Below are 12,421 nucleotides of genomic sequence, written 5' to 3' on the forward strand. Positions count from 1 at the left end.
CGAGTTCATGCTGGTGTTGGCGCAGTTGGGCGGCTACTTGAACAAAACAGGGCAAGGACCGCCCGGTTCCACCGTAATCTGGCGTGGACTGCGGCGACTGCAGGCGTACCGCGAAGCCTATATTGCATTCGGAACGGGCTAAAAAAAGATGTGTAGGATAAAGAGGGCGATGCCCTGGGCTTTCATACAGCCGCCCCGTTGGGGCTCAAGAACGCCGAGCGAAAAGCTGCAGTCAGTACATCGACGTCCCTCGGGATGCCTGCGGCTAATGACCAGCAGGCGACGAGTCCTTGATTCTCCACTCGTTTTCTTACGCCGCGATCGGCCTGGCAGATTGACACCACCATGACCTGAGAGTCCAGCACACCTGGCTCACCGATTTAGGACATCAGCCCTACAAACAGCGCAGAAACGCTACGAGCGATGTTTTTTCGTCGTCGGTCAACTTCAACTGCGTCACCACGTTGAAGAACTCGACGGTATCTTCGAGAGTCAGCAGTCGTCCATCATGGTGGTACGGCGGCGAATCTTTGATACCGCGAAGTGTGAACGTTTTGATCGGTCCGTCGGCAATGTTGTACTGGCTACCGATCATCTCCGGTTCATAGAATCGTTCCAAGTGCAGGTCGTGCATCTTGTTGTCGAGATAAAATGGGGGCTCATGGCATTCGACGCAGCGGCCTTTGCCGAAGAAAACCTGCTGACCTTTGAGTTCTAGCTCGGTCGCTTTCTCGGGATCCAGCTTGCCGAATTCATCCAGCTTCGGGGCTGGCGGGAAATCAAGCATGTTTTGCATCTGCGCCATCATCGCGACTGCTTCGGAACGCTTGGGCAGGTGCAGGCCTTTCTTGGCCGCGATGACATGATCGCCATCGAAGTAGGCTGTCCGCTGCTCGAATTCCGTGAAGTCTTCGACGCTGCGGAGCGAACGCTTCGAGCCGTGAATCTGCTGGTTAAACAAGCCGCGTAGGCTGACTGTGTCGAGACGGAAACGAGCCTCCTGCGGTCGGGTGTCAGGGTTGAGGTGGAAGGCAGCATTGGTATGCCCGTTAGTATGACAATCCAAACAGCTGACACCGAGACTCGGTTCCTCTACCTTGCGATCTTCGGTCTGGTTGAACTGCTGTTGGGGGAAGGGGGTCAGCAGCAACCGCATTCCTTCCATCTGCACAGGCGTGAGGCAGCCTTTGAGGAGGGAATAGTAGTTCTTGATCGTCAGGACTTTCCCCTGCGAAACATCGCCCAGATCAGGGCGGGTGGTGAGGAAAACTGGGGGCGGGAACTCGGGGGTCAAGTGCGTGGGTAGATCAAACTCAACGTCGAACCGTTCGAGATCTCGACTCTCCGCCTCAGCGATCGCATCGATTTGATCCTGTGGGAAAACCTGGCCGCCCGTCGGGTGTTTGGTGTGCGGCAGCGGTCGGAAGCCCATGGGAAAAAGATTCTTCTGCTTGATTTCCTCTGGTTTCATGTCCGCCAAATCGCTCCATGAAAGACCATCGGGCAGTTTCACTCGAGCACCCTGCTGCACCGGCTTTCGCCCAGCAGACATCATGACGTCTGACGGGTTATCGGCCAGCTCGTAGCGCTGCTTCAGCAACTGGCCCTGCTTGTCCATGACATCGGGTTTCTGCTGCTTGTCGGCTTGGAACGTCGTCTGGAAATCCTCATCAATGACGACCGGCATGTAGGTCTGATCGGGCAGGTCGACCGGTTTCGGCTGTCCCGACCCAGGCGACTGCGCCTCAGCGGTAAAACAGATTCCGGACATTACGGACAGGCAAGCGTATCGGCTCACGGTGCCGAGTTTAAGAAGTCGCATCATCGTGGTTCCCTTTCATACTGGATCGGATCACCGTTGGCGGGTGCAAATGCTTTCGCGGTGCAAATAGAGTGCCACGTGACGTACTCGGTGATCGCCAGACGCCTGGACAGCGTTGGGATGCGATCGGCCTGTGCGAACCCGTCGTCGGAAATCATGAACGCCAGGGATCGGCCGCGAAATGTTGGAACCGTCAAAACGCGTGACGCACGTCTCTGTTGCAACCCGTCTCTATTGCAACCCATTGTTCGGTGCTGTTACATGCCGTCGTGCTGTCGTCCAAACTCCGAACCGTCAAAAGCACCACCGTGAGGGCTCGAATGGTGTCATGATCTTCAGTGTACACTGCCCATCATCAACCGGGCTTCCTGAACTAAACCCTTGAATATCGGCTTGTACCTCGCGATGTCAAAGGCTTGCTGGTTATGGGGGCACCGCGACAAACTCGCTCCAAGGGGCAGCTACATCGGCGGAAAATGGATACTGGGATGCCCCGGTGCAATGACTAGCAGCAGCAATGCGACAACGGGCAATGATGCGATGACCGGAACAAATACAAGAACTGGATAAAACCACCAGTCTACGTGTCGTCTGCCGCTGGTGCCGACAAACAGGTAGGCGGGCAAGTAGACCAGTAATCCATAGACGAGGATCCATTGCGCGAGCTGAAGGGGATTTGGACCTGAGAAGAGTGCTTCGTTAATGAAGCCCGTGAAACCGTAGCACAGGAAGGCTGCAAACGGGGATAATTCATACCGTTGAAGCAGTATTCCCCAAGCAGCGAACTGCGGAAGCATCACGACTACGCTGTGAAACAGGACAACGTCGAAATAGTTCGCCGAAGCGGTAAGGTACACCTCACCGATCTGGGCTCCGAAGAGCGGAGCGCAGTTGGTCATGGCAGTAGTGATCGCTTCCTCAATCAACGCAAGTATCACGACGAAACCGAAGAACGAAACCACCCGATTCCCTTTCATCGTCCGACCGACCGCCGAAACACGCTCGCGAAAACGAATAGAAAGAGCGCCGATTCCAGCAACCCACAGCAGGTTCAGGCCCCACAACATTTTCGCAAGAACGCCTAGCTTCCAATCCGTGAGTCCAGCAATCGTCAGTAGAGAATTCAATCCAAATTGCCAGACTACGAGCACCGCGACCAGAAAGTACTTCACACGGTCGGCGTTCACTTTTATCGTTGCCGTTGTCATCTATATTTTGTCCACATAGTCGTTGCCGATCAGTCGGCGGCGACAGTTGGTCATCCACTTCGGAATGCTTGACTTCGCTGCTCGGTTGCATGAACGCCCAGCATGGGCGTGGTCTTGTGGGGGGGCGGTCCCTTGCGGAACTTAGTCCCCTGTGCTGAATTTAAGTCTTGTTAACAGGTTCTTCGCGGACTTCTGTGGCTGGACTCCAGGATGTTGGATTTTTCAGGAATTTAATCCTGCGTCCAATGAGCGAAAAAAGGAAGTCCTCGACGAAAGGATTCCCCTCGAGAACCTGTCGCACCACTGCCGCGCTATCCCTTGCCAGAGCCGTGTTCCCGCATTGCCCGAGTCCGTTTTTTCTGCCGCACGCCAGTGTATCGTCTGCTCTCGAATCAAGCAAGAAATCATTGAACGCAGGAGTGAATGGCACGAAAGTCCACCACACTGTGTAGGTCAACCAGGAGTCAAAACGCGAATTCGGTGCCACTCAATTCCGAGAAGAACCACGCCGGAAAGATCAGAACGCATCACAGCCTCGTGCATTTCGGCGGATGCAACAGCCTGCAAGTACGACGTTGCAGCGGCGACAATTAGAACGAGCATCGACATGCAGCCGATAGCGACAAGGTATCGAGTCATACGTTCGTGGCCAAATCGGCGGCCTTCACCTAGCACGGAGGGTGGGTTTTCCATTTGTGAAACTGCGCAAGCCGTCCTTGGGTGCAGTACGCCCTTGCCCCGAAGCAACAAACCGTCCGAGCAGCGGACCCGCGTGCTAGGTGGAGTGGGAGGGGGCCCGGGTAACCGCGGCACTATCCCGATCGCGTGATTATCCGCCGCGTTGAATGGCGGGAAGGTAACCGCAATCTTGAACCTTCGTAATGTATCGAATGCCACGCGAAACGTATGCTTTCGCATCGGGACGCAGGTGTGTCAGCCAGTCGAAGCGGCGTTCGATCCAATCCTTGGTCGTACCGTCTACGGGGCAAGTTGGTTTGAAGATGCCTAGCATTTGGTTTGGTTACTCGTCAGTTTTGGGGTCTCGCAAAACGACGACCGGCGCGGGATGCGTTGTTATCGTCGGTTTCTCGGGGGGCGGTGTTATCGTCGCCACTTGGGACGAAAAATCAACGAGCGAAATGTAGTAAACGTTTGCACCCGACATCAAAATACGCTCGCTTTCGTTTGTTCGCCGCGAGCGGACGAACGAGAATGATAAGCTTGACGTAGGTAAGAACTTTTCGGGTATCGTTACCTGCGCAGTCGCCCTTCCCTTAAGCGGAGAAACAAAGCAAGTGCTGTGGGCATAGGTTGCTGAACCATCCGATATGTGAGATCGAAGCAACGCAAGTTCCCCTTCTATGCAAGTCATAGACACGCAAAAAGTGAGAGCTCCGTCTGTATGCTTCGTTACGGTGACGGCAAGTCCGTTGCCCGCTTTTCGGATGTTTTCTGGGGTCACTACCTCCTCAGTTGTTAACGCGTGAGACAAAGAAGGGCTGACGAGGATCGAAGTTGCGATGATTAGCTTGCGTAGCAACATTGCTTCCATCCGTGATGGTGGAGAGGGAATGAGTTGTCTGAGTCGGGTAACGTCAGCGACCGCGGCGCGGCGACCAGAGATTTTCCATTGTCAAAAAACGTAGCTTCGCCGCTCTTGTGCAGCGTATTGTTCTAGATTGTTCACACCATCTTACTCGTACTCAGCATCGCGGTACTCGTACTCGATTCCAGCATTGTACTCGACGGCGGGCTCGGCCGCAGTTTCCGGGCATGCGGTCAGGCGGGTCAGCATCGACACGATGCGATGGAGCGTTCGTGTCAGTTCGCCGTGCCGATCATCACCCAGTCCGTCAGTCGCAGCAAAAAGTACGAGTGCGACTCAATGCCAGAACGCGATGAGAGAGAGCAATCCGGCCGCAATGGATTGAAATCCCAGCGGGCGACAGAAACCGTGCACCCAACCATCTGGGCGGAATGTGTCGACCTCCGGTCTTGCATGCTTCCGATTGACCAACCACAGGTGGCTGACGCCACCGGCAGTTCATCTGCCGCCCGCTGGGCTGGGGGGCGGGAGTTGTCGTCTGGAGTCTCTCTGTGAACTTTGAATTTAGCCTCGAAGCGACTGGTTTCTTCCTTTGTTTCACCCACTGATTCTGCGGATGAGCTTCAGAATCAAGCCAGTCAGGTAATGGAATGGCATCAGATGACGATAAATCACTTCAGATGCGTTGAACAAGCAATAGCTTGTCGGGTTCAGGTTGGTTCATGTGGATAGGGGCGCGCATTGAACAGAAAAAATGTTGATGCACCTTCGATCTGCGAACAACTCGCAGAAACGAAAGGGGCCACCGGGGCGATAATCAGGGTGTGCCTTCGCCTTCCCGTGCGCTGCAACGCCGCGCAGTTCGAGAGAAGCCGATGTAAAGTAACATAAAGGAAACACCGAGTGGAACGTCGACCCCGAAGTGGGTCGCAGATCCCGTCGTGAATGATCTTCAACCCCATTCGGGGTTGGCGTTTGCGTTTGGCGACCTATCCGGTGGTGTTCGCTCCGCTCAAACCACCGGCTATTTTCTTCAACGCCTTCGGCGTAGGAAAACCTATGGAGAATCAAGGACTCGTCGCCTCGTCCAGTACGGGGGAACTACAGCTCCTCGCCTTGTCCACCACAGAAAAGCTTTCGCAAAATGCGTCACTTATTGATCAGGCGTTGATAACCAGGTAATTATCGCCGGTTGGACCTTCGGGCCCCTTGGTGACACGGGAAGTGCTATCGCCGGTTCGAGGGACTCTTATCGCCAGTTGGCGTCGTTTGAGTATGAGGGGGTTCGGTTCGGGGGTCAAGCAAAATTGGTGACCAAATCATTGACCTGGCCTGCGGACAAGCGAAGATTCCGCTCGTTGAAAACTGCGGCGATGCGGTGCGGTTGTGTCAGTGCCGGTCAGTCTGAGGGCCGCGAAAGCTCGCACTGGAAATGGCCGTGGAGGAGGGCGGTGGTTACTGCGCAGCGGCATACCGCCAGCGTTTGAGGTACCCGATCAGGTCGCGCATTTGCTGCACGTCGAGGACTCGTTGCAGACCACTGGGCATCAGCGAGACGTCGGACGTCTGGAGAATTTCGATCTCGTCGCGATCGATGCGGCGTGATTGCCCGCCGGCGAGTTGCAGCGTGACCGCGTCGCTCGATTCGCCAGCGAGCAGTCCCGTGATCGCTTCCCCGTCAGCGGTAACCACATGGTAGCTCACGAAGGACGCGTCGATCGCCGCATTGGGGTCCAAGATGGCCGCGAGGATGGCATCGGGTGTCTTCGTTCGACTGTCGCTGATATCGGGGCCGATTTCGTGGCCGACCCCGTCGATCCGGTGGCAGCTCGCACAGTGCTGGACAAAGAGTGCCTGGCCCGCCTCGACATCAGCGGACTCGATCTGATCCACGGCGGGCGCGTACTGACGCATCGCGGCGACCACATCCCCTGCTGGGGCAAAGATTCGTTTGCCCGCAGTGGAGATGCTGTCGTCGGCATGGTTTCGAAACCAATCCATGGACGCTGGATCAACAAACGTTCGCGAGAGTGCGTCGTGTTCCATGGCGTCCAATAGCCATAACGCTGAACTGGTTTGCCGTTTCGCTGCCGACACGATTGCTCCTCGATCCGACGGCGAGATCTCGTCGGCATGGTCAAGAACATACCCCTGGCACCAGGCCGCATCTCGCTGCATCAGTACCGCATAGGCCGCCGCGCGGAGTTCGGCCGGATTGCCGGGCTCGACGAGCTGGCGTGTTTCGCTGGGCAGTGGGTCCATTGTGCTGCACCACTGAAGTGCATCGAGCCGGGTGTGCGTCGATTGCGCGTCATCGACGAGCAACCCTCTCGCGACCCGAGCGACCGTTTCAAAACGAGTCAACGCTTTCTTAAAACGATCGGCAGTCCAAGACGTCTCGTTGTCCTGTGATTGCGAGAAGGCATGAGTCGCCGCCCCGGCTTTCCATGCTGTCACCAGTTGCAAGGCGAGTTCCGCGTCCGCACCCGCACCCTGCTCACCCATGCGGGCATCATTTTCGATCCAGTCGGCGAGGACATCCGCGGTGTGACGAGGTTGCTTGGCAGCGGCACGCAACATCCAGCCTCTCTGGACGAGTGCCGGTGTCGGGTGCATCGTCTGGAGACCAGCGGCGAGCAGTTCGGCGGCGCAGTCACCGGGCATCGCCACGAGCAGATCCAAGATTCGCTTGTGTTCGGCGTCGTGGCGGGCCAGCTTCAACAATGATTCGATCAGACCGCGATCCAAATCGGCTGGCTCGATCGAGGCTGCAATCGACTGCAACGCGGATTGTCGCACGAGCACGGAAGAATCGTTCAGTGAACCTGCGAGCTGATCAATACTCAGCAAGGGCGCCGCGTCGGGAAAATTCTGTTCTCGCAGCGAAACGGTGAGTGAACGGACTCGCGCGTTGTTGCTGGCCCTGAGCAGGGCGAGTTGTTGGGGAAAGAGTTGATCCCATCGATTGAGCAGTTGTGCCGTTCGAGCCAATCCGGCGGGAGAGGTCGTGGGATCGCTCAGGATCATCGAGAGCGATTGGAGGACTTTCTCGGATGGTTTTTCTTCGCCAGAACTGCTGGCATACCAGTACGATGATGCCAAGGATCGCCGCAGTGGATCCGCAGCGGTGATGGCTGCCAGGGCCTCATCATCCCCTGCAATCGAGTGGACCTGCGGTGCCGCCTCACCGGGGCAAACCAACCAAATTCGCCCTTGGTCGTTCCCGTCCCACGTATCGGGGCGATTTTTGAGCTCGGGGGGCGCCCAGTGAGGGTGTTCAATCACCGCCCGGGACATGTCCACGACCAGTACCGCGCCAGCGAAATCAGGCACAACGTCGACTGGCCGAAACCAGTCATCGGCGCAGGCCAGCCATTCGGACTCCTCGTCCTCCCGTTCACTCCGCCAATTCCCCTTCGTTCGTTGCAAGGCTTGTCGCTGCACCAGCGACCCGGTTGGCTCACAGACCAGCAGCCATTCTGCATCGGCACCGTTGGTCCACCCCGGTGCGCTGACACCGCATGCGGCACTGAACTGACCGGCGTGCAGATTGCTGGTCGTCCACGCGTTACTGATCGGAACGACACGAGATTCGAACCCGGCCCGACCGATGTCGGCGATTCCATCGGCAGCATTCAGACGCGGATCCCGGTCAATCACATCGGCAGCGATCGTGGACTCGATCGCCGGATTGCGATTGCTGCAGCCGATGCGCCGGTTGAAATCATCGATTGTTAATCCGTGCTGGCTCTTTCCCGAAACGGTGCCCCAGCGGCCACCGCGTGGATCGAAATAGAAGTCTCGGTTCTGCAAGTTGACGGATGGTTTTGCAGAATCGAATCGGTCCGATACCGCCGAGATTTTTCCGCCGCGAAGCCCACCTGCAACGTAGACCAACCCATCGGGGCCGAGCGTGGGATGGTTGGCTCGGAGCTGCTCATTGCCGATCGTAAACCCCGAGAACCAGACTTCACGGGTGTCCGACCGACCGTCTCCATCGGTATCACTCAGGAAAGCGATTTCGCCCGCCGTGGTGACGATCGCGCCCTCACGCCAAGGCAGAACTCCGGTCGCGAAATTCAGTCCATCTGCAAACGTGGTAACCTGCTGGAATCGACCATCGGCTGCACGGTCGCTCAGCACACGGATCCGACCATGAAGCTCAGTTTGATCGGGGCGAGGATGGGGGTAGTCGGGCATTTCCACAACCCACAACCGGCCACGGCTATCCCAGGCCGCCGATACCGGATCGATCACGTCCGGCTCTGCGGAAGCAAGCTTCACGGAATAGCCGTCGCGAACCTGAAGTTGCCGGGCTGTTTGAGCGGGAGAATGGTCCACAGAACCCGCCGCAGCATGCCGGGGGACGACTTGACCTTCGAGAGGTCCGGTTGCGACCAGCATGCCGATCGCGACTACCACAGCGGTCATTCGCATAGCGAGGCTCTCAATCATTGGGGGCAATCTGTTGCGACAACGACAGCAGCACGTCGGTGATCCGATCGGATGCATCCAACTGGACGCGGTTGGTGCCCATCCATGTTTCATAGCCACCGAGTTCGTGTTGCCGCGGGGTGGGCAAGTATCCATAGCTGCCGTTGGCCAGTTCGATGGTAAACGCATCGGGCAGCGGGCTGCGTTTTTTCAGGTCCAGCCCCGTTTCGGCGAACACCTCGAAAGGAATCGACATCACACCAAGATCACCAATCCGAAAGGCTTGCAAGAGAATTGTGGATTCATCAGGACCGGCTTGCAAGCGTTCGATTCGCTTGGCATACGTCATGGCGTGACGATGGATGTTGTCGGGATCGCGGCCCGCACCCTGAAGGCTAGCGAAATATCGCTGCATTTCTGGGTCGGGTTTTCGCATCTCCAGGGTTAATTCCGCGTGGGCGCTCGCCAGTGGCACCCAGTCTTGGTACTGGATCGACTGGCAGGCCGCCGCGACCTTTTCGGCGACCAACTTCGATACCTCCTCAATCCGCTGGTACGGTTCTTTGGAAGTCCGGTTTTTGCTGCCAAAGGGGATGTTGTTGACATCGCCGCTGGTCCCGTTGGTGAGGATGCCCACGAAATCGGCGTCGCCTTGGGCGGCTAACAAGCCGCCAATCCGCTCTGAAAATGCGGCGAAGTAGTCCGCTGAAATCTCGCCAGCGGGCACTCCGCCGACATAGTGCAGAGAGTAGTTCGCGAGCAATGCGAGCGGCGCGCCATCGCTTGTCTGCACGCTAATGAACGATACTTCGGGGTCGGTCGGGCCAGCGGGCTTGATCAACGCATCGCTGCTGCTCGGCGGATTCATGCGAACCTTGTCGACTCCACCGAAGGGATTGTCGAGCAAGGATTCGTCCTTGACGTACCACCGCCGATTGTGGACTTCCGAAGGGACATCGACGCTCCCCCAAGCGATCTTGGCTGGTTGCAATCTTTGCTCGGCATTCACAACTGCGTCGGCGATCCGCCGGGCCAGCAGTTGCTGGTAGGTGCTGAGGATCTGTTCGCCATCGACGGTGCGCGTGTCGCGGGCCGAGACGCCGCTATGCGTGTGCGTGGCCGCCATCAACACGTTCTCAGCGTCGACGTCCGTCTCGGCATCGATCAGGTTGCGTGCGGCGTCGAAAACCTCACGGGGAATCCCAACATTATCACAAATCGCAAATGCAATACGGGTCTGACCGTCATCGAGTAGCAAGCAGCGGACATGCAACTCATCATGGACATGCGTTGCCGGTGGCGAATTCCAATTTCCGACGATGGGCATCCCCATCGGTGTTTTGACTTCCACTTTGGCCGCGCCCGCTCGGAACACCGGTTCGGACTGTTCTGCGGCAGTCGCGGTTTCGTGGCCGTCCCATTGCCAGCTACAACAGCACACGATCGCGAGCATGAATCCCTTCACCGCTATGCGGCGTGGGGATTGGGCCATCGGGTCGAATCTCATCGTCAGACTCCTTGGGAAAGGGGGAACCCTATCTGGTTTTAGCGGGCGAGGTAACGAGCTGACAGGGGAACGCGTATCGATGCCGCGGTTATCTAATTTTCAAAACGTCGCTTCGGCGTGTGGCAAGCAAACGGGGACGCAAACTGATGGATGATCAACAGGAGGCGACGAGCCCTGCGTCCCAAGAACTCGTCGCCTCGTAAGCACCTGTGCATAAGTTTCCGTACTTAATTAGCCGGTGGGCGCTAGCCCCGGTTCTCGAAACGCTTCGCGTTTCACCCGGCAACCGGGGCTAGCGCCCATCGGCTAGTCTATTCGATTGTTGCAAGAGCTTCTGTGCAGGTGCTTATACGACAAACTCGCTAGTCCCAAGAACTCGTCCACTCCAAAGTCGCCAGCTATTGATCACCCACCACGGTAGGTTCGCGGGTGCGACGACGGGTCACGCCAGTATAGGCTGGATGAGCTGACCGTGTACGTCGGTCAAGCGAAATTGTCGACCTTGATAGCGGTACGTTAAACGTTCGTGATCGATGCCGAGCAGATGCAGCAGCGTTGCTTGGAAATCGTGCACATGAACTGGGTCGGCAACGACGTTGTAGCCGTACTCATCGGTTTCTCCATACGAGACGCCTGGTCGGACACCGCCGCCCGCCATCCACATGGTGAAACAACGCGGGTGATGATCTCGGCCAAAGTTATTCGCCGTCAGCGTGCCTTGGCAGTAGTTCGTGCGTCCGAACTCGCCGCCCCAAACGACGAGTGTCTCGTCGAGCATCCCCCGAGCCTTCAGGTCCCTGACGAGCGCTGAAGCGGGTTGGTCGGTTTCCTTGCACTGCACAGGAAGCTGCTTGGGCAGGCCACCGTGTTGGTCCCAGCCTTGGTGATAGAGCTGAATGAAACGCACGCCCCGTTCAGCCAACCGGCGAGCCAGTAGGCAGTTCGAAGCAAACGTGCCGTTCTCGCCGACGTCGGGTCCGTAGGAATCCAGAGTCGCCTGCGATTCACCGGAGATATCCGTGACGTCTGGGATCGACATCTGCATCCGGAACGCCAATTCATGTTGAGCGATCCGAGCTTCGACGTAAGGATCCGACTCCGACTCCAGTTTGAGTTGGTGCAACTCATTCATTGCGTCGAGCATCCGGCGTCGCCCCGGTGCCTTCACGCCAGCCGGATTGCGGAGATAGAGCACCGGGTCGCCGGCGCTGCGAAATCGGACGCCTTGATGTTCCGAGGGCAGGAACCCCGAACCCCAGAGACGGGCCGCCAGGGGTTGGCCGCCTTTGTTCTTCGTCAGCAGGACGACGAAGGCGGGAAGGTTCTCATTTTCAGCGCCAAGCCCATAGCTCAACCACGCGCCCATGCTTGGCCGGCCAGGCAGTTGACTGCCGCTTTGCAGGAACGTGACGCCTGGTCCATGGTTGATCGCCTCGGTGTACATCGATTTGACGATGCAGAGTTCGTCGGCGATCTTGGCCGTGTGTGGCAACAATTCGCTCATCCACGCACCGCTTTGTCCGTGCTGAGCAAATTGGAACGGCGATCCGACCAGCGGCAGGCTCGATTGGTTCCCCGACATGCCGGTCAATCGCTGACCGCCGCGCACTTCGTCGGGTAACTGCGTGCCATGCAACTCGTTGAGCAGCGGTTTGTGGTCGAGCAGATCCATCTGTGAGGGTGCGCCGGCTTGAAACAAATAGATCACTCGTTTGGCACGCGGCGCATGATGCAGCGCGGCGAGCGCCGCGTTCTCCGGCAGAGATTTGCGATCGCCTGCGTCACCGACATTCGCCGCTGCGGGGGTGGACATTAAGTCGGCCAGTGCCATGCCGCCGAGTCCCATGCCGAAATGATTGAGGAACTGCCGTCGGCTGCCAGGTATGTCAAAACTCATCGTCAGC

6 protein-coding genes are annotated in these 12,421 nt (G+C 57.5%); 1 reads left to right on the top strand and 5 read right to left on the bottom strand.

Annotated elements, in window-relative coordinates:
• Window positions 1-394: 394 nt before the first annotated feature.
• Together CA85_RS15535 and CA85_RS15540 are read right to left on the bottom strand one after the other, a co-directional pair.
• The gene (locus CA85_RS15535) at window positions 395-1,825 is read right to left on the bottom strand and encodes a cytochrome B6 (protein ID WP_222435458.1); all 1,431 of its coding nucleotides are present in this window, start codon (window positions 1,823-1,825) and stop codon (window positions 395-397) included.
• Window positions 1,826-2,283: 458 nt separating this feature from the next.
• On the bottom strand, window positions 2,284-3,030 hold the full coding sequence (locus CA85_RS15540) for a hypothetical protein (RefSeq protein WP_146392259.1): 747 nt from the start codon (window positions 3,028-3,030) through the stop codon (window positions 2,284-2,286).
• Window positions 3,031-5,521: 2,491 nt separating this feature from the next.
• Between CA85_RS15540 and CA85_RS15545 the strand changes: the two genes are divergently transcribed.
• Entirely contained in the window at window positions 5,522-5,758 is a 237-nt protein-coding gene (locus CA85_RS15545; RefSeq protein ID WP_146392260.1) for a hypothetical protein, read from the top strand.
• 273 nt (window positions 5,759-6,031) lie between these two features.
• Here the strand turns inward: CA85_RS15545 and CA85_RS15550 are convergent, their stop codons facing one another.
• The 3 genes from CA85_RS15550 to CA85_RS15560 form a co-directional block, all read right to left on the bottom strand.
• On the bottom strand, window positions 6,032-9,013 hold the full coding sequence (locus CA85_RS15550; protein ID WP_186774980.1) for a PVC-type heme-binding CxxCH protein: 2,982 nt from the start codon (window positions 9,011-9,013) through the stop codon (window positions 6,032-6,034).
• 10 nt (window positions 9,014-9,023) lie between these two features.
• A complete protein-coding gene (locus CA85_RS15555; RefSeq protein WP_246112842.1) occupies window positions 9,024-10,517 on the bottom strand; it encodes a hypothetical protein in 1,494 nt (497 codons plus the stop codon).
• Between the two features lie 442 nt (window positions 10,518-10,959).
• Window positions 10,960-12,414 carry a DUF1501 domain-containing protein gene (locus CA85_RS15560; protein WP_146392262.1) on the bottom strand — a complete coding sequence of 485 codons (1,455 nt, stop codon included), beginning with the start codon at window positions 12,412-12,414 and terminating at the stop codon, window positions 10,960-10,962.
• Window positions 12,415-12,421 lie beyond the last annotated feature (7 nt).

The organism is Allorhodopirellula solitaria (assembly GCF_007859855.1).
GTDB lineage: Bacteria > Planctomycetota > Planctomycetia > Pirellulales > Pirellulaceae > Rhodopirellula > Rhodopirellula solitaria.